This is a genomic window from Pseudomonas sp. P105 (genome assembly GCF_032614175.1).
GTDB lineage: Bacteria > Pseudomonadota > Gammaproteobacteria > Pseudomonadales > Pseudomonadaceae > Aquipseudomonas > Aquipseudomonas rhizophila.
The window spans coordinates 330,970-355,406 of the sequence record NZ_CP126693.1 but is presented as its reverse complement, the minus strand read 5'-3'; the positions used below and the strand labels follow the sequence as shown (position 1 = coordinate 355,406).

At 54.8% G+C, this 24,437-nt stretch carries 25 protein-coding genes and 1 tRNA gene; 18 read left to right on the top strand and 8 right to left on the bottom strand.

What is annotated here, in order from left to right; genetic code table 11:
* Positions 1–6: 6 nt before the first annotated feature.
* From QOM08_RS01525 to QOM08_RS01455, 15 genes are all read left to right on the top strand, one after another.
* Complete coding sequence (locus QOM08_RS01525; protein WP_047226888.1) at positions 7–780, top strand: ABC transporter ATP-binding protein; 774 nt, start codon at positions 7–9, stop codon at positions 778–780.
* A 13-nt stretch (positions 781–793) separates the two neighbouring features.
* A complete protein-coding gene (locus QOM08_RS01520) occupies positions 794–1,561 on the top strand; it encodes an ABC transporter substrate-binding protein (RefSeq protein WP_316912477.1) in 768 nt (255 codons plus the stop codon).
* Between the two features lie 78 nt (positions 1,562–1,639).
* Positions 1,640–2,335, top strand: coding sequence for an ABC transporter permease (locus tag QOM08_RS01515; protein ID WP_316912476.1), 696 nt, complete (start codon positions 1,640–1,642; stop codon positions 2,333–2,335).
* On the top strand, positions 2,332–3,021 hold the full coding sequence (locus tag QOM08_RS01510; RefSeq protein ID WP_047226885.1) for an ABC transporter permease: 690 nt from the start codon (positions 2,332–2,334) through the stop codon (positions 3,019–3,021). The genes QOM08_RS01515 and QOM08_RS01510 overlap by 4 nt, the downstream gene beginning before the upstream one ends.
* A complete protein-coding gene (locus QOM08_RS01505; RefSeq protein ID WP_316912475.1) occupies positions 3,002–4,234 on the top strand; it encodes a methyltransferase in 1,233 nt (410 codons plus the stop codon). Before QOM08_RS01510 ends, QOM08_RS01505 begins: the two co-directional genes overlap by 20 nt.
* Positions 4,235–4,565: 331 nt before the next feature.
* Positions 4,566–5,390 carry an FkbM family methyltransferase gene (locus tag QOM08_RS01500; protein ID WP_316912474.1) on the top strand — a complete coding sequence of 275 codons (825 nt, stop codon included), beginning with the start codon at positions 4,566–4,568 and terminating at the stop codon, positions 5,388–5,390.
* 75 nt (positions 5,391–5,465) lie between these two features.
* A tRNA-Thr gene (locus QOM08_RS01495) sits at positions 5,466–5,541 on the top strand.
* Positions 5,542–5,713: 172 nt separating this feature from the next.
* Complete coding sequence (locus QOM08_RS01490; protein WP_316912473.1) at positions 5,714–7,036, top strand: tyrosine-type recombinase/integrase; 1,323 nt, start codon at positions 5,714–5,716, stop codon at positions 7,034–7,036.
* A 911-nt stretch (positions 7,037–7,947) separates the two neighbouring features.
* Complete coding sequence (locus tag QOM08_RS01485; protein WP_316912472.1) at positions 7,948–8,925, top strand: integrase domain-containing protein; 978 nt, start codon at positions 7,948–7,950, stop codon at positions 8,923–8,925.
* On the top strand, positions 8,922–9,218 hold the full coding sequence (locus QOM08_RS01480; protein ID WP_316912471.1) for a hypothetical protein: 297 nt from the start codon (positions 8,922–8,924) through the stop codon (positions 9,216–9,218). Before QOM08_RS01485 ends, QOM08_RS01480 begins: the two co-directional genes overlap by 4 nt.
* A gap of 215 nt (positions 9,219–9,433) precedes the next feature.
* On the top strand, positions 9,434–10,657 hold the full coding sequence (locus QOM08_RS01475) for an ABC-three component system protein (RefSeq protein ID WP_316912470.1): 1,224 nt from the start codon (positions 9,434–9,436) through the stop codon (positions 10,655–10,657).
* Entirely contained in the window at positions 10,650–11,315 is a 666-nt protein-coding gene (locus QOM08_RS01470; protein ID WP_316912469.1) for an ABC-three component system middle component 1, read from the top strand. Before QOM08_RS01475 ends, QOM08_RS01470 begins: the two co-directional genes overlap by 8 nt.
* Complete coding sequence (locus QOM08_RS01465; protein ID WP_316912468.1) at positions 11,296–13,635, top strand: AAA family ATPase; 2,340 nt, start codon at positions 11,296–11,298, stop codon at positions 13,633–13,635. The genes QOM08_RS01470 and QOM08_RS01465 overlap by 20 nt, the downstream gene beginning before the upstream one ends.
* 924 nt (positions 13,636–14,559) lie before the next feature.
* Complete coding sequence (locus QOM08_RS01460; protein WP_047226882.1) at positions 14,560–14,919, top strand: DUF6516 family protein; 360 nt, start codon at positions 14,560–14,562, stop codon at positions 14,917–14,919.
* On the top strand, positions 14,916–15,266 hold the full coding sequence (locus QOM08_RS01455; protein ID WP_047226881.1) for a transcriptional regulator: 351 nt from the start codon (positions 14,916–14,918) through the stop codon (positions 15,264–15,266). Before QOM08_RS01460 ends, QOM08_RS01455 begins: the two co-directional genes overlap by 4 nt.
* Positions 15,267–15,572: 306 nt before the next feature.
* Here QOM08_RS01455 and QOM08_RS01450 read toward each other — a convergent pair whose 3' ends face one another.
* Positions 15,573–16,214 (bottom strand): BRCT domain-containing protein, encoded by a 642-nt coding sequence (locus QOM08_RS01450; protein ID WP_316912467.1) that lies wholly within the window; start codon positions 16,212–16,214, stop codon positions 15,573–15,575.
* A gap of 519 nt (positions 16,215–16,733) precedes the next feature.
* Here QOM08_RS01450 and QOM08_RS01445 point away from each other — a divergent pair.
* A complete protein-coding gene (locus QOM08_RS01445) occupies positions 16,734–17,012 on the top strand; it encodes a DUF3077 domain-containing protein (protein ID WP_139048823.1) in 279 nt (92 codons plus the stop codon).
* A 236-nt stretch (positions 17,013–17,248) separates the two neighbouring features.
* Here the strand turns inward: QOM08_RS01445 and QOM08_RS01440 are convergent, their stop codons facing one another.
* Positions 17,249–17,785 carry a dihydrofolate reductase family protein gene (locus tag QOM08_RS01440; RefSeq protein ID WP_316912466.1) on the bottom strand — a complete coding sequence of 179 codons (537 nt, stop codon included), beginning with the start codon at positions 17,783–17,785 and terminating at the stop codon, positions 17,249–17,251.
* Positions 17,786–18,018: 233 nt separating this feature from the next.
* On the opposite strand from QOM08_RS01440, the gene QOM08_RS01435 reads away from it, so the two are divergent.
* Positions 18,019–19,626: a methyl-accepting chemotaxis protein gene (locus QOM08_RS01435; protein WP_139048822.1), complete on the top strand. Its 1,608-nt coding sequence runs from the start codon at positions 18,019–18,021 to the stop codon at positions 19,624–19,626.
* 145 nt (positions 19,627–19,771) lie between these two features.
* Here QOM08_RS01435 and QOM08_RS01430 read toward each other — a convergent pair whose 3' ends face one another.
* Positions 19,772–20,449: an RES family NAD+ phosphorylase gene (locus QOM08_RS01430; RefSeq protein ID WP_047226876.1), complete on the bottom strand. Its 678-nt coding sequence runs from the start codon at positions 20,447–20,449 to the stop codon at positions 19,772–19,774.
* Positions 20,449–20,859 carry an MbcA/ParS/Xre antitoxin family protein gene (locus tag QOM08_RS01425; RefSeq protein WP_047226875.1) on the bottom strand — a complete coding sequence of 137 codons (411 nt, stop codon included), beginning with the start codon at positions 20,857–20,859 and terminating at the stop codon, positions 20,449–20,451. Before QOM08_RS01425 ends, QOM08_RS01430 begins: the two co-directional genes overlap by 1 nt.
* 354 nt (positions 20,860–21,213) lie before the next feature.
* Between QOM08_RS01425 and QOM08_RS01420 the strand changes: the two genes are divergently transcribed.
* Positions 21,214–22,140: a LysR family transcriptional regulator gene (locus QOM08_RS01420; protein WP_047226874.1), complete on the top strand. Its 927-nt coding sequence runs from the start codon at positions 21,214–21,216 to the stop codon at positions 22,138–22,140.
* On the opposite strand, the gene QOM08_RS01415 is transcribed toward QOM08_RS01420, so the two are convergent.
* Genes QOM08_RS01415 through QOM08_RS01400 form a run of 4 tightly spaced genes read right to left on the bottom strand, consistent with a single transcriptional unit; the run spans position 22,057 to position 24,260 of the window.
* Positions 22,057–22,374: an AzlD domain-containing protein gene (locus tag QOM08_RS01415; protein ID WP_047226873.1), complete on the bottom strand. Its 318-nt coding sequence runs from the start codon at positions 22,372–22,374 to the stop codon at positions 22,057–22,059. The genes QOM08_RS01420 and QOM08_RS01415 overlap by 84 nt on opposite strands.
* A complete protein-coding gene (locus tag QOM08_RS01410) occupies positions 22,353–23,066 on the bottom strand; it encodes an AzlC family ABC transporter permease (RefSeq protein WP_047226872.1) in 714 nt (237 codons plus the stop codon). The genes QOM08_RS01415 and QOM08_RS01410 overlap by 22 nt, the downstream gene beginning before the upstream one ends.
* Positions 23,063–23,500 carry a GNAT family N-acetyltransferase gene (locus QOM08_RS01405; protein ID WP_171061302.1) on the bottom strand — a complete coding sequence of 146 codons (438 nt, stop codon included), beginning with the start codon at positions 23,498–23,500 and terminating at the stop codon, positions 23,063–23,065. Before QOM08_RS01405 ends, QOM08_RS01410 begins: the two co-directional genes overlap by 4 nt.
* Positions 23,501–23,513: 13 nt before the next feature.
* The gene (locus QOM08_RS01400; RefSeq protein WP_047226871.1) at positions 23,514–24,260 is read right to left on the bottom strand and encodes a 2OG-Fe dioxygenase family protein; all 747 of its coding nucleotides are present in this window, start codon (positions 24,258–24,260) and stop codon (positions 23,514–23,516) included.
* Positions 24,261–24,437 lie beyond the last annotated feature (177 nt).

Sequence of the window (24,437 nt, the reverse complement as noted above, 5' to 3'; positions counted from 1 at the left end):
CCGCACATGGCCCAGGCCACGCCCGCGCTTGAAATCCGCAACCTGCACAAACGCTACGGAAAGCTGGAGGTGCTCAAAGGCGTCTCGCTGACCGCCCGCGACGGCGATGTGATCTCGATCCTGGGTTCCTCCGGTTCCGGCAAGTCCACATTCCTGCGCTGCATCAACCTGCTGGAAAATCCCAACCAGGGCCAGATCCTGGTGGCCGGCGAAGAACTCAAGCTCAAGGCCGCGAAAAACGGTGAACTGGTGGCCGCCGATGGCAAACAGATCAACCGCATGCGCAGCGAAATCGGTTTTGTGTTTCAAAACTTTAACCTCTGGCCGCACATGAGCGTGCTCGACAACATCATCGAAGCCCCGCGCCGGGTGCTCGGCCAGAGCAAGGCCGAGGCCGTGGAAGTGGCTGAAGCCCTGCTGGCCAAGGTCGGCATCGCCGACAAGCGTCATGCCTACCCTGCCGAGCTTTCCGGTGGTCAGCAGCAGCGCGCCGCCATCGCCCGCACTCTGGCGATGCAGCCTAAAGTGATTCTGTTCGACGAACCCACCTCTGCCCTTGACCCGGAAATGGTCCAGGAAGTACTTAGTGTGATCCGCGCCCTGGCCGAAGAAGGCCGCACCATGCTGCTGGTGACTCACGAAATGGGCTTCGCCCGTCAGGTTTCCAGCGAAGTGGTGTTCCTTCATCAAGGCCTGGTCGAGGAGCAAGGATCGCCACAGCAGGTCTTCGAAAACCCGCTTTCGGCGCGCTGCAAACAATTCATGTCCAGCAACCGCTAACGGAGCAGTACATATGCAGACCTACAAGAAATTCCTCCTGGCCGCTGCCGCCAGTCTGGTCTTCTCGGCCAGCGCCATGGCCGCTGAGAAACTGAAGATGGGCATCGAAGCGGCCTACCCGCCGTTCAATAACAAAGATGCCAGCGGCAACGTGGTCGGCTTCGACAAGGACATTGGCGACGCCCTGTGCGCCAAGATGAAAGTCGAATGCAGCGTGGTGACCTCCGACTGGGACGGCATCATTCCGGCCCTGAACGCCAAGAAGTTCGACTTCCTGATCTCCTCGCTGTCGATTACCGAGGAACGCAAGCAGGCCGTGGACTTCACCGAGCCGTACTACTCCAACAAGCTGCAATTCATCGCACCGAAGGCCACCGAAGACTTCAAGACTGACAAGGCCTACCTGGCCGGCAAGACCATTGGCGCACAACGCGCCACGCTGGCCGGCACCTGGCTGGAAGACCGCAACATGGAAGATGACTACAACGTAAAGGTCACGCTCTACGATACCCAGGAAAACGCTTACCTGGACCTGCTCTCGGGCCGCGTTGACGCCATCCTGGCGGACAAATACGTGCAATACGAATGGCTCAAGAGCAAAGACGGCGCCGCCTTCGAATTCAAAGGCGACCCGGTGGTGGAAAGCGACAAGATCGGTATCGCGGTGCGCAAGGGTGACGACGAACTGCGCAACAAGCTGAACGCCGCGCTCAAGGAAATCGTTGCCGACGGCACCTATAAAAAGATCAACGACAAGTACTTCCCGTTCAGCATCTATTGATACTGACGTGCCTGGCCGGCGCCGCTTCATTGCGGCGCCGGCCCTTAGCAAAGCCTGCCGCGATATGAACACACACCCATGATGATCGATCTCTACGGATTCGGCCCGGCGCTCGCCGCTGGCGCGCTGATGACCGTCAAACTGGCGCTCTCGACCCTCTGCCTGGGGCTGGTGCTCGGCTTGCTCGGCGCCTTGGCCAAGACTTCCCCGTACAAGCCGCTGCAATGGCTGGGCGGCACTTATTCGACACTGGTTCGCGGCATCCCCGAATTGCTCTGGGTGCTGCTGATCTACTTCGGCACCGTCAATCTCATGCGTGCCCTGGGCGAATACTTCGGTAACCCGGACCTTTCCCTCAACGCCTTCGCCGCTGGCGTCATCGCCCTGGGCCTGTGCTTTGGCGCCTACGCCACGGAAGTATTTCGCGGCGCGATCCTGGCCATTCCCAAGGGCCATCGCGAAGCTGGCGTGGCGCTGGGGTTGTCCAAGTGGCGGATCTTCACCCGGCTGATCATGCCGCAGATGTGGCGCATCGCCCTGCCCGGGCTGGGCAACCTGTTCATGATCCTGATGAAAGACACCGCGCTGGTGTCGGTGATTGGCCTGGAAGAGATCATGCGGCACGCGCAAATCGGCGTGACCGTGTCCAAGCAACCGTTCACCTTCTATATGGTGGCCGCGTTCATGTACCTGGGCCTTACCGTGCTGGCCATGATCGGCATGCATTTTCTGGAACGACGTGCCGCTCGCGGCTTTGCCAGGAGCACCCAATGAACTGGGAAGTCATCATCAAGTGGCTGCCGAAACTGGCCCAAGGCGCGACACTGACCCTGGAGCTGGTCGCCATCGCCGTGATCGCCGGTCTGCTGCTGGCGATTCCGCTGGGCATCGCCCGCTCCTCACGCCTGTGGTACGTGCGGGCGTTACCCTACGCCTACATTTTCTTTTTCCGTGGCACGCCGTTATTGGTTCAGCTGTTCCTGGTCTACTACGGTCTGGCGCAGTTCGACGCCGTGCGCAGCAGTTCGCTGTGGCCCTATCTGCGGGATCCGTTCTGGTGCGCCACGGCCACCATGACCCTGCACACCGCCGCCTACATCGCCGAGATCCTGCGCGGCGCGATCCAGGCCATCCCTCGTGGTGAAATCGAAGCCGCGCGAGCCCTGGGCATGTCCCGACCCAAGGCGTTGTTCTACATCATCCTGCCTCGCGCCGCGCGCATCGGCCTGCCGGCCTACAGCAACGAAGTGATCCTGATGCTCAAGGCCAGCGCCCTGGCGAGCACCGTGACCCTGCTGGAGCTGACCGGTATGGCCCGGACCATCATTGCTCGGACCTACCTGCCGGTGGAAATCTTCTTCGCGGCCGGCATGTTCTACCTGCTGATGGCGTTCGTGCTGGTGCAGGGCTTCAAACAGCTGGAGCGCTGGTTGCGCGTCGATGCCTGCCAAGGACGCTGACAGCGGCGTGTTGACGGGCGAGGCGTTACTCGCCCGTTTCACCGCGCTGGATGCTTTTCTCACAACGCACCAGGCATTGTGGAAACCGCGTCCGTTCACCCATCTGCAACTGCCATGGGAACGGTCCTACCCTGAGCTGGCCCAATGGCTACGGCAGCGTTCGCTGGAACACGCAGAAAACGACCATCACCAACCCTGGCTGATTCAACATGCACCCGCGCCATTTCCAGAACTGGCGGGCATTTCCCATGCGTTGAGCGTCGTCGCAGAACTGCCGGGCAAAGAGCTCGAAACCGCCGCCCATCGCCTCAGCGTCGACGTGCCAGGGCGCAAATGGCAGCAAATCGAAGCCTTCGCCAGCCGCCTGCACTTCGCTACCAAACCGACCCACTGGCTCGATTGGTGCGCCGGCAAAGGTCATCTTGGCCGACGCTTGCTGCAGGCTGAACAACAACTGACTTGCCTGGAATACGACCCAGCCCTGGTCGCCAGCGGCCAGCAACTGAGCCAACGCCACCGTCTGCCCGCCACGCACTTGCAGCAAGACGTGCTGGCGGCAGAGGCAGGCCTGGCGATCCGCCCTGAACACACACCGGTAGCCCTGCACGCCTGCGGCGACCTGCATGTGCGCCTGATGCAATTGGCGAGCGCCGCTGGTTGCACGCAACTGGCAATCGCCCCGTGCTGCTACAACCGCATCAGTGCTGAACGCTATCAACCGCTGTCCGACGCCGCCAAGGGTTCGGTCCTACAGCTAACGCTCGATGATCTCAGCCTGCCACTGACCGAAACCGTCACCGCCGGCGCCCGCATCCGGCGGCAACGGGACCACTCCATGGCTCGGCGCCTGAGCTTTGACCTGCTGCAACGACAAATCCGGGGCTGCGACGAGTATCTGCCCACCCCCTCGCTCCCCAGCGCCTGGCTGGAAAAATCCTTCATCGAGTACTGCACCGATCTGGCAGCCCTGAAAGACTTATCCACAGTCGGCTCGCCTGACTGGTCGGCACTGGAAGCGGCCGGCCATCAACGTCTGGCCCAAGTGCGCAACCTGGAATTGGTCCGCGGCCTTTTCCGGCGGCCTCTTGAGCTGTGGCTGGTGCTGGATCGGGCGCTTTTCCTCAGCCAGGAAAACTACCGCGTCCGCCTCGGCACCTTCTGCGAAACGCCCCTCACGCCGCGAAATCTGATGCTGCTGGCCGAACGTCGCTGACATGAAACAGCCTGTGGATAACTCTGTTGATGAAATTGTCTTGGATCCAATTAATCCGCGATTTTCTGCTGGAAGCAAGGCTGGTCATTTTTTGTTCATATGGATAAAAAACCATTAAAACAGGCATTTGCGAGCAAACGAGAAAGCTGTCACAAAATCGCAAGATGGCAGTCGCCCCACCCCGCCCGTTGTGCATAAGCGTTCAAGCAAAACGACATAACCGCCGAACTCAGTGCTCCCACACGCCAGCAATTGCGCCCATCGCGCCTGTGCAGTACAACAGCCTTTCGTATCGTGATTGACACAATGCCGACACACACAAGGACTGGCCGTGACGTTCATTTCCTACGCACAGAACTTCGAAGACATACGCCTGTGGCGCGCCCTTCAATCGGTGGAAAACGGCTTTTATCTGGACGTAGGCGCCAATCATCCAACAGATGATTCCGTGACCCGGGCGTTCTACGATCACGGCTGGCACGGGATCAACATCGAACCGGTGCAGGCCTACTACGACGCTCTCTGCCAAGAACGGCCAAACGACATCAACCTGCAATGCGTAGCCGGCGAAAACGCCGACAGCCAGACCTTCTACACCATCGCCGACACGGGTCTGTCCACCGTCGAAGCCAGCGTCGCCCAACAGCACCGCGACGCGGGCATGAAGGTAAGCAAGCAGACCGTCCAGTCCCGCACCCTGACTTCGATCTGCGAGCAATACGCCCAGGACCGCCCCATCCACTTTCTGAAAATCGACGTCGAAGGCCACGAAGAAACCGTGCTGCGCGGCATGGACTTCAGCCGCTGGCGCCCCTGGATCATCCTCATCGAAACCCCATGGGCCCGCGACCAGACTTGGGAAACCCTCGTCACCGACGCCGGCTACCACTCCATCCTGTTCGACGGCCTCAACACCTTTTACCTCGCCGAAGAACACCTGGCGCTCAAACCCGCTTTCGACATCCCCCCGTGCAACCTCGACGGGTTCCAATTCTGCAAAGGCCACAAATTCAGCCACCCCCTGAGCGAACCCGACCAGCAACTCACCGCCGCCCTGCAACGCGCCGAACGGGCCGAAGCCCAACTCCATGCCCTGCAAAACAGCCGTACCTGGCGAACCTTGCAGAAAGTGCGCAACCTCGTGCGCCGCGCCTGAGCCGAGGTCCTGCAAAAATAGTCAGAATTCAGGGGTTTACAGAACGCACCCAATCGCTATAATCGTCGCCCACACGCCGGTATAGCTCAGTTGGTAGAGCAACTGACTTGTAATCAGTAGGTCCCGGGTTCGACTCCTGGTGCCGGCACCATACAAGGTTCCAGAGAAGGCTTTCAAAATCTCTGGAACCCCCGAAAAACCCGCCTTCTGGCGGGTTTTTTCGTTTTGGCGTTCCATCGGTTTCCGTCAGAAACCGGTGGATTCCAACCGTTTTAAGGGTAGAGTTTGGGATACAGGTCACTTCGATAAAAGGGAGTACCCTTATGTCGCGCACCACAGCTCCGCTCTCCGACGCAGCTTGCCGCTTGGCAAAACCTACAGACCGCGCCTACAAGCTTTTCGACGGCGATGGCCTCTACCTCCTAGTCCAACCCAATGGCCGCAAAGGCTGGCGGCTCCGTTACGTCAAACCTGACGGACGCGAAGGACTGACCTCGTTCGGCAACTACCCCGTCATTGGCCTCGCCGATGCGCGACGCAAGCGCTTGGAAGTTAAGCGAATGCTGGCGGATGGCATTGATCCCATAGAGGCCAAGCACCAAGCCAAGGCGGAAGCTGTAATCAAAGGCAGAACCTTTGAAAGCGTTGCGCTGGACTGGCACACGGAAATGTCGGCCAAGTGGGCACCAGGCCATTCCAAGACAGTGATGAGCCGCCTCAAAACCCACGTGTTCCCGCTGATCGGCGCACGCGCCATTGTTGATCTCGACACCCATGACCTTATGCAGCCCTTGGAAGCGATCAAGAAGCGCGGAACGATCGACGTTGCTTTAAGGGTACAAAACTACCTGCAGAGCATCATGCGCGAGGCAAAGCGCCTCCGGCTTATCACCATAAACCCTGCTTACGATCTCGAAGGCTCGATCAAAGCCCCGCGGGTGGTACATCGCCCCGCTCTACCCTTATCGCGACTGCCGGAACTGCAGGAGCGGATCGACACCTATAAAGGCCGGGCACTTACCCGTCTGACAGTGATGCTGTCGCTGCATGTGTTTGTACGATCCAGCGAGCTGCGTTTCGCACGCTGGAGCGAGTTCGACCTCAAGCGCGGCACCTGGGAGATACCGGACACTCGACCCGCGTTGGAGGGAGTACCCTTTTCCACAAGGGGTACGAAGATGGCAGGGGATATCCATTTAGTACCCTTATCGCCGCAAGCAGTGGCGCTACTCGAAAAAATCCATGCACTCACAGGCAAATTCGCATTGGTCTTCGCAGGTGATGCCAAACCCTGGAAACCCATGTCCGAAAATACCGTGAACAACGCGCTACGGGCGATGGGATACGACACCAAAACCGATATCTGCGGGCATGGGTTTCGTTCGATGGCCTGCAGCGCACTGATCGAGTCAGGACTGTGGTCCGAGACCGCCATTGAAAGGCAGATGAGCCACAAGGAACGCAACAACGTCCGCGCCGCTTACATCCACAAGGCAGAGTTCATCGAGGAACGCAGGCTGATCATGAACTGGTGGAGCCGGTACCTGGAGGCCAACCGGCAGGAGCATGTCACTCCACACGAGTTTGCCAACCAGACCGGAGCGAACGTCACTCGCCTAAAAGCGAAACGTGGCGCAACCGAGTAAGCGCTCGGTCTTCATATCTAAGTGATCCGCTTGTCCACGCGGGTCCATCCAAACAGGGCTGCAAAGCCGCCCTGCTTGGATGGACCTCACTTAAAAAATCTAAGGCCCACGCAACTGTCTGTGGAAAACCACAGATTTCCACGGGTGGATAATTTCATCCACAGCCGCAGAACTCCCGAAAATTGGAGTCTTGACCCGAATTATCCACAGGCGTAAAAAAGATCGGGCAAAGCGCTGTCGTCGACAGCAACCCAGGTAGCCAGAACCTTTAAGGCTACGCCACACGGTGGTGGTTCTCCCAAAGTGCGATTAGCTTCCGGCGGCTCGCACGGTCACAGCGATGTGATGGATGCCTGCTTTTACCAGTGTGCCCACTGCGGCAACTCATCCCCTTTCATCGCTGCCCTGCAGCAACCTATCCGCGTGGCCATTTCCTTGCGCCAACCTGCGCCCGTCTCTTTCTTCCGGAAAGAGACGGGCGCTCCTACCGCTGCTGCAGCCCACCTCGTACAAGGCTTTGCGGCATTTCCCCTCGTGACAATCGGCGTGACAAACACCGAAGTCACCAGCAACAGCGATGCAGATGATGGTGCCGCAGTCCACGGAATGGACTTCACCTGACTGACAGTCAGGCATGCCCCGGTCATCGCTTCACTGCCTTAACCCGACTCAGGATCTCGCGGCGCTGGTCTCGTCAGCCAGCGCAGCCTCCACCCGCCCACTTCTTCGGAAGTGCTCAGGAGGCCAGATCATGAGATGCCCAAGCTCCCGGTCGTAAGGAGCCGCCAGTCCCGCGTTAGTGGACACCCCTCACAGGTCGCAGGGGCCTTGATCCCTGATAACACTCAACATTCTTGGCGGGATGACGTGGGGAAGGTTTCAAAGATTTTGGCTTCGAGAGGAGTTTGATCATGGCATTGGTAGGCAGACGGGATGGGCGAAATTTTGGCTATGGCCGGCAATTGAGTTATGCCGGGCTCCACGCGTTGCGGGACATGTTTGGCGGCGGGCGTTACGGCACGGTCAAAGCGCACAGTGATCGATGGCAGGCATTTGTACGTTGGTGCCGCTCGAAGGATGGGCCGGGGTTTAACGATGCGCGGCAGATTGATCGGCAGACCTTGTTGGACTATGCCGGACATCTGCGCCAACAAGTTGAACAAGGTGAGCTCGCCATCGCCACTGCGCAAAACCGATTGTCCAGCGTCAACCGTACCCTGGCAGCGCTTCGCGGTGATCAGTATGTGAAAGTACCGAGTCCGAGCAACACGTTGGAAATGCAGCGCACCACCATCCGCATGACAGTTCCACAAGGCCAGGATCGCGAACACGTGATACGCATCGTGGATGCACTCCGCGAAGATCACCCCCGTGCCGCCGCCATCGCGCTCTTGGCACGAGTCACCGGGATGCGCTTGCGGGAGGCGATATTGGCCGACATTCGACGCCTTCTGCGGGAAGCCGAAAATTACGGGAAGATCAACATTCAGGACGGCACCAAAGGTGGCCGTTCAGGCGCATCGGCACCCCGGTGGGTCACAGTGGATGATCATATTCGCGAAGCACTCAGGTATGCCGAGCAGCTCTCTCCCAACGGTAGTCGCAACCTGCTGGCACCGAACGAAAGCTACCTCGATTTCCAAAAAAGAGTCGCCCGCCCAGCCCGAGACATCCTCCATACATACAACCTCAAAGGCTTCCATGAATTGCGGGCCGCCTATGCATGCGAACGCTATGAGCAGATCACCCATCACCTAGCACCCATCAATGGTGGCAGGTGCAGCCAGCTCGATCCGCATCTTGATCGGGAGGCTCGCGCACAAATCAGCTATGAGTTAGGCCACGGACGCATCGAAGTGGTATCGGCTTATATCGGAGGTCGAACATGAGCAATCCGTTCGATATAGAACTGTTCTTGGCAGGGATCCTCACAGGGTCCCATGCCACGCGTGCGCGTCACCTACGCCAAGCAAAAATCATCCAGGCGGCGATATCTGATCGCTGGCAACGTGATAATCCGTGGACTTGGCGACGAAAGCATCTGGTTTGGTTCTTAAACCAGCATATGAGCCAGTGCACTAGGTCAACACGCTATTACTATCTGCTCACCCTGCGTTTGCTAATTATTCGCTTAGGCAAAGCATGGCATTTTGAAGTGCGAGACGAAGGCCACTATCCGTAGAGGAAATAGAAACCGGCGGTCACCCCCAATAGGGACGTGCATCGCTCCTAGGAAGCCTGTCCCTTTAAGGCCGGTTCTCTGATCTCACGTTAGGGCGACCGACTGCGAAATTCACGACTCTGAGTGTATTTTACCGCACAGGGATGATGCCATAATGCTGGCGCCATCCCTTGAGACAGGGGACCTGCTTGACGACTAATTGAAGGGACTGAAAATTGGCCGACGACAAACTTCCTAAAAGTGCAATTTCTTCTTGGAGCGGTTTCGTATATCAAGGGAAGGTTGCCCTTTACCACTGCCTAAAACTCATGGAATCAGGAGATGAGGACTTTGAACTTCAGCTCGATAGCACGGACGACTTCGCCATTTATAAAAATGGCTGTCTCATAAGTGCACACCAAGTTAAAGCAAAGGTGGGTAAAAATAGGAGTGCATACATTGATGCGCTTAAAAAATCCGGCGCCATAGAGTTCGATAGAAAAAAAGATACTCTTCGCTACTTCCATACCTCAGTCCAACTGGACGACATGTCCGACTTCACGGCCCCCAGCGGAGAAACTGTAAAATTCTACAGTTACGGACAAATAAAATACTGCAGCCTTGATGAAATCGAAAACATAACAAAGCAAGCAATTAAAGAAACTCTTGATCGCCTCAAAATACTACAAAGCGAACATACCCTAAACCTAAACTACTGCTTGGTTTCTGAGCAAATAAGCTCAAAGGCAATCTATATACATGCACAAAATCAATTACATGGTTATACAGAAAATGAAGCAGCCTATCACAATAGAATAAGCGCAAAACAAATTCTTGAATCGTTGCTAGATAATCAACCACATCTTGATGTTGAATATTTTGCGGCCGAGCTTCGCAACGAATTTTTTAAAAATCTTGAAGCGCGGATTGAAGACGAGGTAGTAGGCTTAACCGAGCAGAACTACTTAAGAATCACAGAAATGTTCCGCCATCTCTACATCTTGCCGAAGATCGATGTTGAAAAATTATGCCAACTATTGAACCCATCTGAACGGTTTTCTAAAATACAAAAAATCGACATTTTTAGATATACGAAGCTGATCGGGAAAATCTGTGTAGAGCCTATATTAAAAGGGATTCCCCATTATTTAAATAAGCACAACAGCTTCTATCTCCCCACTGCTATCACACTGCTGGACGAGCACGAAGTAAGTCAATGTGCAGGACAAATCAATGAGGCCATCACAACAAATGAAAACTTGTTGACGCTACTTTTCGAATACAACAATTTGATTGCTGCCCATTTAGATAGTCAGTTTCAAGTCGAATCTAAAATAACAGACTGCGACGACGAAAACCCACACAGCACCAATGTTGGAGACTATGACGCCAGACTGACCAAACAGCTACGGATAAATATACTTCCAGTGAAGGATGCAGAGGCAGAAATAAATGCTTAAACCTATTGTGAGCCAAGCGCTAAAAACCCATGATTTTAAAACCATTCACTCTGATGACTTTTCGGACTTTTACATTCGAGAACTAGGCGAGTCGATTCGTTTCGCGGTTGTACATAAAATTGATGACTTGGTAACTCCTGCCGAGCTTAACGCAAAAATATTACAGTCCGCCCCCCCGGAGTTTACCCAACACCCTGCGTTCAAAAAAAATTGTGACCTCATCTGCGTATTGAAATTCGAGACACTTTCCGAGTTTAAAGAATTGGAGCAAAAGATATTCGCAATTGAGGAGGACGCGTATCACTTTAAAAAGTACATTTTATATTACAGCGATACAGAAGATAAAATGCTGAAAGACGTCAGCTATCAAGACCTGTTAGATGTCATATCGGTAAAAGCTGAATTTGATGCATACAAGGAGTCTCCGTTATTTTCATCAAAATATAGTTTCGCAGTAAGATTATTTATCAAACTGCCCTTTCTTGAGTTGCCATACAGAGAAAAAGAACTAGTCCCCTTAGGCCTCCAGGTCGAAGAGGCGGCGAAAGAGTTCGGTTACGAAATGCATTACAACTGCGTCCGCGCGACATCCATAGATGATGCCGAGATCGATAACTTAATCAAGGAGCTTATTCAAAATGAATTGGAAAATTTCTAAGATTAGGCTGATAGGATTCAAAGCATTTTCGATGGTCGATCTCGAAATTGAAGGATCATCACTTCTCACTTTGGATGGTCCCAATGGATTTGGGAAAACAACTATTTTTGATGCTATAGAACTTTTATTGACAGGAAAAATCGAGAGAGTCAAAAGACTTTTCTCTAGTATAATGATGGGCAATACACAGAACTATAAGGACAATTTATATTGGAATACTCGATCGGGGGAAGCGGACCTTACTATCCGAATAGAGTTTTCGAACGAAGCTGAAAACCTAGTTCTTGCTCGACGCGCGTCTGTTACTGACCTTCTACTGAAGGAGAACAACAGGGCTGACAAATTTGAGATATTTAAACTTCACGAACTAGTGTCTTTTGACTCTGAAGATTTCAGCGATACAACATTTCGCGAGGAAAGCTTCATTGAGCAGAAATTTGGCGAAAACTTCAAAGAAAATTACTCTCATCTTAATTATCTAGAGCAAGGACAAAACGAGTATTTGTTTTCAACTCGCGTGGACAAGCGAAAAGATGCCCTTAACAAATTAACTAATACCACAGCAGTAATTCAAGAAATAGAAAAATGCAAAAAAATCAAGAGAAGAATAAATAGCAACATAATAAATAACAAGCTGCGAAGCGAAAAATCAGCCCAATTGACAAAAGACTATGAACTTCTAAAAGTCCAACTTGGCGCAAACATATCCGATGCTAGTTATGAGAAGCTCAGTACAATTGAAGTCCAACCTGAATGGGATAAACAAGAACCATTTTCAATTTACAGCAAAGAATCGCTAGACTTATACCTGAACCAAGTTAATGAGCTTTTAGGCCTTATACCATCGAAAGTTGAAGTGCAGAATAGACTGCACAACGAGCGAATAGAAAATTACATCTCTAAAAATTCAACTTTGCTTCGGGCACTTATCCAGATCGGAAATAACACTACTCAATTTGAAGGCTTGAATTCCGCCAAAAAAGATATAAATCAATTAAAATCCTCCCTTTCTATAATTGGCAAGGGTGCGCTAGCTATATCTTATATTGAGATCGAGACTATTTCCGGATGGAATCCGGATCAATTTAGCTTTCTAAAAGGCAATATTGAAGAACGAGATGCTCTGGCCGCGGCGTCCAGTTCTAAATCTGGAGTCATAGCTGAAATAGCTCGATTAAAGCAAGATCTTATTGAAGAGCACTTCAAGCTTTTCCCTGATGAACAAGATTGTCCATTATGCGGTGCTGATTGGAATACCCATCAAAATTTATTGGAAAAAATTCAGCAAAAATCTAATGATGTTGCAAATTCCCTTAATGATATCGGAAAGAGACTGCTCGAAGTAACAGAAAAAATTTCTGAAAATTTGGAAACAATTCGACTACGCCTCACTGGAGAGCTAGCTCCAATAGAGTTGAAATACGATGCTATCCTTCACGAGCTTCTTACGTCTCACCAAGAAAGACTTGGACAATTACAGGAATTGGAGCAAAGACTCAAGGCAGCTGGCACTCAGTATCCAGATAGCTACACCATTGATGCTGAAGTGACCGAGGTCCGGTTAAGTGAGCTTTTAGTACAGATCAGAAGTAAAAAAATACCTGAAACTGAAGAACTGTCGGAAAACTGGAAATCTATAATTACATCTATATTTTCTCGTGCTGATGATTTTTATTTGGTTTCTGCTGAAGGTGTCGAAAGCAAACTCCGATATATAACATCTAAGGCAAATGAGGCACGAAGTGAAGCACTGTCTTCGGTGCAAAATGAGCTTACAAAGCTGCAAAATGAAACTAAAGTTGCTGTTGCCATTAGAAAAAAAATTGATGGATTAGAAGGTCTACTGACCGATCTCGAAAAAAAATATTCTGAAAAGACCATTTCCGATATCGAGTTAATATTCCATATTTACAGCGGACGATTAATTCAAAATTATCAGAGAGGCTTGGGACTTTTCATCGAAAGTCGAGATGGAAAGCAACTGCGATTTGCAACTGCAGAGGGATCCGAGCATGATGCGATTCTTTCTATGAGTTCAGGGCAGATATCTGCGCTTAGTCTTGCATTTTTCTTTTCACTCAATAAGGTTTACTCTAAAACTCCAATAATAATGATCGATGATCCTTCGCAGTCACTCGACGAGGTTAACATCGCATCTTTAACAGACCTTCTTCGGTGTGAGCTAAAAAATCGCCAATTGATAGTATCATCACATGAAGAAGATATTTCTTCTTACATGCGATACCGTTTCGCCAGAGCTGGACTGCCATTTAAGAGCTTTAATATGCAGCGACTAGCGAAGGGAGCCGAATCCAATTAGCACATTATTATAACTAGTTTCCTGCCAGCTATTAGCGGCACGCCCTTATTACTTAATAAGCGTGTCGCGAAACCGTTAGACTGGTAAATCGCCCCTGATTTGGAAGGCTCTGTGAACGCTGGCTATGGGGCGAGTTCACCTTGTTAATTTACAGCGAGCTAATCCATGGAGGTAGTTTTAGAGATAGAAATTAAAGTATTTATTATTTTTTATATAATAATCAATAAGTTAATCACTTATTCGACTCCTGGTGCCGCACTATACAAAACGAAGCCCTCGCAGAAATGCGAGGGCTTTGTTGTTTCTGCACACCCACTTTTCCGTCCACACGCTGAACTCTGTGGGAGCGAGCCTACTCGCGATGAGGCCATCACCACCGACACTCTGCCATACAGACGCAAGCTCGCTCCGTCCGCCCCAGATGCGTTAATCCCGGACACACAATTTCTAACCCCGCCAGCATGGCGCCACGATTGTCCCCTATCCAATCGACCGCTACCTTCCAACTGTCGCTGCCAATTCAGCGACCGGGCGTAAGAAACCCGAAGTACATCAAGGCGTATCAGCTGCGCCTCGCTTACTAATGCTGGCGTTTTTTGTGTCTGCGATATGCGTTATGGCGGCTTTGCGCGGGACGCCTTCGAGTGTGTGGGGGCCTTGATTCTCCGTTTTCCTACCCGTGCATGGCCGCCACCCAATCCCGGACAAATTCGGGGACAGGCCACGATTCCTAGCTGAAATGAATATGCAGACGCCAAATTAAGCGTGATCTGTCCCCGTTTTACCTTCCTGGGGCACCTGCGCTGCCAATGCAGGGATTGCGCAAGGCAGGCTGCGTGGGCAGCCTAGAGGGTTGCGACGAGAGGACTGAGTGAACCTGCTTCCTACCTTGACGTTTTATCAACAGATGATAAGGTTTGTGACATGCAAAGGGACTATGGGCTCGACACATTACTGAGCCTGCACCAAGAAATTTTGGCTCAGGAGGGTGGCTACTGGGCCAAGATCGAGGCCTACCAGGTTGAGCCTTCTGAGCATATCCCGCATGGGATTAAATACTCGCTCACCCTGCATGATCGAGGTGGAACCAGGGTGCTTGGTTATGACAATGCCCACTTGGTGAAGCCCGCCAAGTTCAAATATGCGGGCCAGGTCCTACCCTACGACCATAAGCATCGGTCGAGCACGGATAAGGGCGTGCCCTATGAATTCAAAGACGCTCAGCAGTTGCTACGGGATTTTTTCGCAGACGTTGACCGTGTGTTGGAGCAGGTGAAGAAATGAAAACATTAAAGATTGGCATCATGTCGCAAGCGCAGATGCGTGCCCGTGTATTAGCGATTGCCTGTGGCGAGTACAAGCCCAAGGCAACCGAGCCCAAAATTTGGTTCCCGTCCATGAAGTCGCTGGCCGAGGTGCTGAGTGACGAAAACCGGGCGCTGCTCAAGCTCATCAAAGAAACTCAGCCAGAATCTCTGACCTCGTTGGCCGAGGCTACTGGGCGAAAGGTAAGCAACCTGTCGCGGACGCTAAAAACCATGTCTGGTTACGGGCTTGTTGAAATGAAGCGCGAGAATAATCACGTCAGGCCGATTGCCAAGGCCACGGAATTTCAGATCATCGCGGCCTGAGTTTCCAGGCAGACGCTCCCCGCACGACGGGGGGTGCCAGGTACCTATTTGAGTACCTTCTTTTTATTCTGAGCACGTTCGATCCTTTATCTAAAAGGGTTCTGCGCATTGTGTTTTACTCCTGGTGCCGCACCATACAAAACGAAGCCCTCGCAGAAATGCGAGGGCTTTGTTGTTTCTGCACGTCACTTTCAATCCACACACTGAATTCTGTGGGAGCGAGCTTGCTCGCGATGAGGCCATCACCGACACTTAGCTGGCCAGGTTGGGAGCTGTCCGTCCTGAAGCACCACGACCGAAGCAACCTCAACCAAACAACATTTTTTGCCAATGATCCTCACCCACAATGGCGATCGAAGCGCCCGCCTCCCGCAACTCCACTGCCTTCATGATCTTCGTTCCGTAGGTACTGTGGCGCCACTGCTCATTACCCACGCTACCGACCACCAGGTAATGCACCTTCTTACTCACACCGCCCCCAATCAAACCACCCCGTTCCTCGACTAACGCCTGGCAATCTTTGCGCGGCCCAAAGGCCATGACCCCCGTAAACACAAACATCCGGCCATCCCAAACCAATTCAGGAGCCGGCGTGTTGAATGGAAGATCCGTAGGCGCAACGGCAACAGCACCGCCGGCCGTTGGCCTCTCTATGTCCAATCCAGAAAAACCATGCAGGATATTAAGCAGCTCAAGAGACTCATCCGGGTCCAGAACATCGTCCTGAAGCATGCACGCCAAACGCGAATACAGCAGATTAATCACTGGATCGTTCAGGTGCGCCAGATTGCTTTCCAACCATTGCTTCAGGAACACCGCTTCAGTGGTATTCACCACACCATCTGCAGCAATCCCGGCAGCCAGCCCGACCAATGCGTCAGCAGCGCGTCGATCAATACGGGCACGGTGGAAGAATTTACTGTTTTCGAATTCGTTGTGTAGGTCCATTACGAGCTTTCCTTGAAGAGTGTTGGCTCGGCGCTAAGCGTGATCGTTTACGGCAACGCCAGTAAAGCTAGCACTCTGCCATACATGCGCAAGCTCGCTCCGTCCGCCCCAGATGCGTTAATCCCAGACACACAATTTCTAGCCCCGCCAGCATGGCGCCACGATTGTCCCCTATCCAATCGACCGCTACCCTCCAACTGTCGCTGCCAATTCAGCGACCGGGCCTGAGAACCCGAGTAAGATGCAGGCGCTACAGCGCCCTACCACGTTTTGCGGCGCTTTTTTATGTCCGTATTTCGTGCAATGGCGGCTGTGCGTGGGAGACCTTCGGGTCTGCCGGGTTCCTGTATCTCCGGTTTCTCAGCCTGCGCACAGCTGCCACCCATTCGCCTGAGAACGAACGTGGCAGCTCTCACTTGATATGGGAGCTCTATCGATGTATGCCATGGATTTGCCGCTTTTTTGTACGTGCGCTTCACCAACCGCTACTTGCCGCCGACTGACAACCGGAGGCGCACAATGACCCACCCCAGAGACCTCAAAACCCCAGGCCTAACCCCCTTCTCCTACCACTCCGACCGCCCCCTCTTCCGCGTCAACAGCGGCATTCCCATCGGCGAAGCCTTATCCCACGCCTCCGACCTGCTCCACGTTGCCAAGCTCTTGGCCGAGGACGCGGCGATGATTCGCAGCACGGATCGGTACGCCTGGGCGTCGTGTTATTTGCAGGATATGAGCAAAGCGGTGATTGATGACGTGGTGAAGGTGCTGGAGGCGCCGGGGAGTCATTCTGCTTAAGAGCCGCAGGGGCAATGCTGCTCCGAGGGGGCAGCATTGAATTTTATTTGCAGGAGCGGATTAAAGAAGGGCTGCTTCGCAGCCCAGCGGGAGCAAGCTCCCTCGCCACGGGGGCTACGGACAGAGCACGATTACCGGCTGCAATGAGTAGGCGGACACTAAATCAACCATGGTCTGTCCCCCGTTTTCCTACGAGAACGCTCTGGCGCTGCGGGCCTAATACCCACGCAAGCGCATCATGTCGCCAAGCGATAGGTAGACTGCACCAACCCCGAAGCAAACCAGCGGCTGGATACCAGTTTCAGATCTACGTCCTGCCCAAGAGCCCCGAACAATGGCCTTCCGGAGCCGATCAGCACAGGTACAGTGGTAATCACCATGTCGGTGATTAATCCATCGCGCAGGAATGACTGCACCACCTGTCCGCCATCGACATAGACCCGACGTACGCCTTGTCTCGTCAGTTCCTCCATCACGTCCTTGGGCGCGAGGCTAGAGAACCGGAGCTTGCCCTTCAGCGCTTCGGGCACTGGCGCATCCAACAGGCTTTCAGACAGCACCACCACGGGGCGCTCGTAGAACCAGGTGTCGAAGGTCCGGACCTTCTCATAGGTTCCGCGCCCCATCACGATCACGTCCTTGTCAGCGATGAAGTCTGAGTAGCCATGGTCCTCGGTTTGATCATCGCGCTGTAAAAGCCAGTCGATGTCACCGTCGGGCCTGGCGATGAAGCCATCCAGGCTGGTGGCGATGAAAACATGTGCAGTGGTCATCAGGATCTCCTTATTCATACGGGGTATTTCGATGCCCGGCGTCGAGAAACACCTGCTGGCATTGATCATCCATTGTGCAATCGCTCCCATCGCTTGTCTTCGGGCCCGCAGGTCGTTGGCGTTATCGGCAAGCGGGCGTGAGCGCCCGAAGCAATCAAAGCGAACCTCCGAGCGCTCCGCCGGCCCTCAACTACACTTGCCCTGAAATCCCGCCCCCTCTGGAGTAGTAGGCGATGAAGATCAGGACCAAGATCATAGGCTCGGGGTTGATCAGCCTTTTCTTTGCCCTCGTGCTCGGCGGTATCGGGTTGTGGGGCTATATCAGCATGACCAGCGCCCTGGCGCGTAGCGAGACCAGTATTTCGGCCATGCGCAAGCACATGGAGGCGGACATGATGCACGACGCCATTCGTGGCGATGTGTTGGCCGCTTTGCTGGTGGCGCCGGGGGATGCCGCGGGAGCCAAGGAGGTGAGAGAGGCGTTCGATGAGCATGCGCAACGGATGCGCAAGGTCATCGCCGAGAATGCCGAGGCCCAGTTGCCGCAAGCGATCGCTCAGGCTATTACCGAGCTGAAGCCGCAAGTGGAAACCTATATTGCATCGGCTCAGCAGGTGATCGCTAAGGCGTTGGAGGGTGCCCAGGATGGCCGGGCGCTGCGGACGGAGTTCGACGGGGCGTTTTCGGCGCTGGAGGAGCGTAACGAGGCGGTGAGTGAGTTGATCGAGAGCCAGGCCCATGCCACCCGAGAGCATCAGGACCACAGCATTCAAACGTCGGAGCGCTGGTTGGTTTTCACATTGCTGGCCACCTGTGTGGCGTTGGCGCTGTTGTCCTGGAGCCTGCTCAAGGCGGTGCTCACGCCGCTAAACAAGATCATCCTCAATACCCAGGCTATTTCCCAAGGGGATTTGCAGCGCTCGATGGGGGCTCAAAGCAAGGATGAGCTGGGTCAGTTGCAGGGTGTGATCGAGCAGATGCAGGTCAATCTGCGGCAAATGATCGCCACGATCCGCAGCCAGAGTGACGAGTTGCATGGCACGTCGCGCGTATTGGGCGATACGGCGCGGCAGATTGTGTCCAGCGCCGATCAGCAGGCTCAGAGCGCCACCAGCATGGCGGCGAGCATGGAGCAGATGATGGCGAACATCAGCCAGATCCATCAGCACGCCGACAGCGCCCGGACGATTTCAGCGCAGTCCGAACAACTGGCCAGCAGCGGCGGGCAAGTGATTCTTGGGGTGGTAGAGGGCATGAGCCGGATCGCCGAGGTGGTCAATCAGTCGTCCAGCAAGATCACCGCGCTGGATGCGTCGTCCGAAGACATTCATTCCATCATTCAGGTGATCAAGAGCATCGCTGAGCAAACCAACCTGCTGGCCCTCAACGCCGCCATCGAAGCCGCCCGCGCCGGTGAGGCGGGGCGCGGCTTTGCGGTGGTGGCCGATGAGGTGCGTAACCTGGCAGCGCGCACCACCCAGTCCACTCAGGAAATCACCGCAATGATCGAGCGCATCCAGACCAGCGCCCGGGATGCGGTGGCGAACATGCAGGCTTGCGTCAGCCGCGTGGACGAAGGCGTCTCACTGGCCCAGCAGGCCGGGGTGTCCATCAGCGAAATCCGCACCGGCGCCCGGCACGCGGCAGAAGTGGTGGAGGAAATTTCCCAGACCATTGCCGAACAATCGAAGGCCAGCGATGAAATGGCTCAGAGGGTGGAGTCGATTGCCGCGCAGTCCCGCGAGAACACCCGCTCGATTCACAACCTGACGCAAACAGCGGATCAATTGAACGATGCGGCGGGGTCGATGCAGTCTTCGGTGCAGCAGTTCAAGATTTGATCAATCGGCCGGACCCACTTTTGTGGCGAGGCCGCTTGCTCTCGCTCGGCTGTGTAGCAGCCCGGGCTTTCAATACTCGCGAATTATTGAAAATTTTTGGCTGGGCAATAATTATTGCCCAGCCAAAACACCCTAAAGACCTGACTCACACCTCGCTCACCTCAAACACAAACGAAATCTCCCGCTTCTGGGCGCTCCAGACGTACCGGATATGCTTGCCCTGCACCGGAATCGAAACCGCCGGTGGACGAAACGCCGCCACGCATTCGTGGCCGGGCAGGCGGACGCTGTTGTACAGCAAGCCCCAGGACAAGGTTTCACGCAGTTGCCGGGCGAACACCTGGGACGGACCGTAGGCGGTGGGGTCCGGGTCGTGCAGGTGCGGGTAGTCCTGGCGGATGTCGTGCAGCGGCTTGATGACCTTGTTGACGTAAGTGCGCATGGTCAATTCCAGATCCGGCTCGTTGGTCGCTCCGAGGAATCGCGCCTGGTGGTAGCAGGTCTCGGCAATGGCCGCTTCCTGGCTGCTGGCGGCGTAGTAGACGCCGAAGGTACCGTCACTGAAGCGGCTGCTTTTGCCGATATGGGTAAACGCGGCCATCACCGGCGAGGAGCCGGGCCCGGAAATGCGGTCCTCGGGGCGTACCCGGGACAGCACCCCGGCTTCTTCCATGAGCCGATCGTTGGTCAGTGCTTCCAGGGCATACGCGGTGGGCAGGTCCTCGGGATCGAGCACGTCTTCGAACAGCGCAATCGGCGGGAAGCTGCTGTTGACGATCCGGTAGGCACGCTTCCATTGCGGGTCCGCCAGTGGTGGCGTCATCAACCGCGCACTCCGTCGAGGTAACGCCGCACATCGGCAATGTCCACCACCCGCCCGGCAAGCATGTAGGCCAGTGCCGACTGGCCGTTGAAGGGCGCAGCGGTATTGGGGCTGTTGACCCACTGGTAAGCGCGGTCCCGGCTGTTGCTGAAGATGATGCTCAGCGCCTTGTGAATGCCCATGAGGTAGGAAATGCGCTCCAGTGTGTCGTGAGGCAGCCTGACGTTTTCCGGTAATTGCTTGTACTTATAGAAAGTCGTGTTGCCTACCTTGCCCAGCAATGTGCGCTGCTGCTCGACACTGCAGCCCCACAACGCCATGAGATTGAAGAAAAACTTCAACGCGACCCGACCCGCGTCCGGGGAGTCCAATTGTTGCTGCGCGTTGAGGGTGATGGAGGAGGTTGCCATAAAATTTGGGCTCCATTGCTAGGGGGTGACACCTAGAGAGTAGTACAAATACGGATAAATTATTATTTTTTATTCGCAAACGGATTTTTACCACCCTCTACCTGAACCATTCAGCAAGCTGTGTGCAGGAATTTTCTCTGCTCCAGCCACTTACGGACTCGCTGACCGCCCCGATTACCGTTGATCAGGCAAAAAACCCAAATCCCGCATAAGCTCCAACCATCGTCTGCCGGAGCTTTTCGCCACAAAACCGCGACAAGCGTGGCAAGGTACATGATGATAGCCGGCATGCACTGCCTGACCGGGCCAGGTGCACAACAATAGCGAGCCCACTTAAGCAGAGGGCATTACCTCATGGATAGCAGAACCTTACGCAACCTCATGCGCATCGTGCAGACCGGCTCCTTGTCGGCGGCGGCGGAACATTCGTGCCTCACGGTGCAGGCATTGGCGGCACAGTTGAACAAAGTTGAGGAGCAGTTCGGCTTCCGGTTGTTCCGGCGGTCGAACAAGGGCCTGACGTTGACGAGCCAAGGCTCGGAACTGACGCCGTTCATGGATCAGGTGCTGGTTGCCACGCGGCAATTGGAAGAGAAGGTCGCGGCGCTGAAGACGCCTCGGCAGCGCACGCTGAGAGTGGCGCTCAATACCACGCTGCCGGCGGAGTTCAACCGGCGGATGATCGATCGGCTGATCGCCGTGTTTCCTCAGTATCAGTTGGAGTTCAGCTACGCCGAGTCGATGGAGAACCTGAGCAAGCTCAAGAACGAAGATTTTGACCTGGCGATCCTGATCGGTCCGCAGCAGAGCGGCTTTTCCAGCATCACAATGCCGGACGTCCAGGTGCAGGTGGTCGGCGCCCATTGCGGCGAAGAGGACGACTCCCTCGGTTTGCTCGGCGATAAGTTTCAGGTGCGTCCGGCCGAGGAATGTCCGTATTCCCACAGCTTCCTTCGCTTCCTGGATGCCGGCCTGGGCGAGTACGGCTCGAGTCAGCGGATGGTGTATTCCTGCAGTGAAACGCTGACATTGTCGTTGATTACCCAACTCGATGGCCTGGGGCTGGTGTCCCGGGAAGCGGCGCTGCGTAACGACTTGACGATTTTCCCGGACTTCGAGGATTTCCTCGAGGTCCGCCTGGCGGTGAATAATCCAGAGTTGTCCGGCCAGGCGCTGCACGATGTTGTGGACCTGACGCTAAAGGAACGAACCGAGCGCGATGTACGCCGCCGTGCCCACCGCCACACTGAGAAACAGGTTGCGGCTGAAATACGCACATAACAGCGTCGGAATTGCGGCATAGAATTCCGGGCGGTCGAGTTGTATCTGCTGATCCTTGATCAACAACGGGGTGAGGCTGATGGCAGCGACGATCGCCACCGGCAGGTATTCCAGGGCGCGGGCGACGAACGGTGGCCAGTTTTCAGTATTGACCTGCAGCGGCAGGGCCCGTGGCAGAAAGGTCACCGCCATCATCAGGGCCACGACCAGGATCAGGAACGTTTGGTCAGGCATACGCCCACCCCGCAGCCAACGAACGTGGCAATGAAGACATTGAACGGCGAGCTGCCCAGCAGGCTCAGCCCGCCCATGCAGACGACCGCCGCCAGGGCAGCGATCAGTTTGTTACGGGTATTGCACAGCGAAACCAGCACGTAGAGCATCATCGCGGTCAAGGCGTAGTCGAGCTGGTATTTGATCAGGTGCGCTGCGTATTGCGCACACACCGCTCCCAACAGGCCACCCAGCACCCAGGAGGTGTGGCAAAAGAGGTTGAAGCCGATCAGGTAACGCACGCTGACCGGCGCACCGGTGCCGAGCTTGACGCTGTGGAAAGCGAATGACTCGTCCGTGAGCCCCGCCGCGTAGCACCAGCGCTCGAAACGACTGAGCCCCAGCGCACGCAATGCCTTGGCCATGTAGACCGACATCAGCATGTGTCGCGCGTTGATCAGGAAGGTGGTGAGCACGATAGTGGTCAGCGATGCGCCACTGGAAATCAACGCTAGCGCCGCAAATTGCGAAGCGCCCGCATAAACGAACAGGCACATCGCCACCGGCAGCCACAAGGGCAACCCGGCGTTGACCGCCATCAGACCGAACACAAACGAAACCGTAAAATAACCCGCTACCACCGGACTGGCTTCAGCAAAGGTACGCGAGGCTTGTGGTTCGACCACCAGCGGCTGGCTGGAAGTCTTGCTCATAGATCCCTCTCGAAAGTGATTTCACCCCGAGGCTCACAAAAGCCTTGGGCTGCCCAAAACCGCTTGCCGGCCAGATTAGCATCGTCGACGAACAGGAACATGCGCAGTACGCCGACCCGTTTCATGTCGGCCGATGCAGCCTCCACCAGACGCTGGCCCAGGCCTCGGGTTCGATGCCCCGGGCTAACGGCCAAGTGATTGATGGTGCCACGGGTGCCGAGCATGCCGCCAATCACTGCCCCCACCACTTCACCGCTGACATCGACGGCCAGGTACGCGGTGGTGGTGTCCTGCAACAACACCCCGCGCAAGAATCGGGCATCCTGCCACTCGCAGAACGACACTTCGTCGAAACCGCGAAAAAACTGCTCCAGTCGTTCGGCGTCCCTGACCATTGCCCGGCGCAACAGAACCTGTTGCTCCAGATCATCCATGGGTTCGAGCTGTTCAGCGAACAATGTCGAAAGCGGTCCCGGGCCGCGAGAAGGAAATCGCCAGGATCTGCCTGAAAGCCATTTCATGGCTGTGGACGTTCCGGGCCGGGGTGACGTAATGGCGCATATCGCGGTCGAGGAAGAACGTGGTGTCGAGAATGTCCTCGTAGGTAATCGCCGCCAGTTGTTCTTCCTGGGCGGTGTACAGACGACTCTCTGCGCCGGCCACATTATGACGGCCCCAGAAGTGCACGCCGCTGAACGGATACCCGTCGCAATGGATCCCTTCAGGGGTGATTTCCAGTTGCTTGCCCGGCTTGATCTCGATACGGATCTGGTGGATCTGGCACTGCCAGATTTCCTCGTGCAGCTCCTGAGGAAGGACGTTCTTGTACACCTCAAAGTCCGTGTCGATCAGACTGCGCATCACCGGTGAGTTGATCACTTCGTTGGAAAAGTCCTGGAAGTGCCGCTCCAGTCCACCGACATAGCTGTTGTTGGCCTTGGACTGAATGTAGGCCCGATGCTCGAGCTGCGTAAGGTCGCGGGTCCTGGGGTTGTATTCGAAGTCGCTATAGCGGCGAAAACGCATGCCTGACTCGGCCTGGCCGTAGTAGCTGTCGGGCTCCATGTTTTCCCAGCTCTTGGTCAGCCGGACAAAGTCGCCGAAATGACCGTAGAGATTGAAGTCTCCACCGCGGACGTTGACGTATTTGTCACGCCTCAGCGCTTCGCCTACTTCCCTGTTCAGAACGATCATTTTTCATAGGTCTCCACTGCATTGAGCAGCCTAATCTAGTAGGTACAGGATTTACGTCCATGAGAAAGTATTTGAGGCATTTCAAGCCATGCTTGAAACGGTGGACAATGTTTCATTAGTACGACTTTTTCTCGGGAAAACAGACTGTTCCAACGTTTTTTTTGCCGTCCAAAGAAA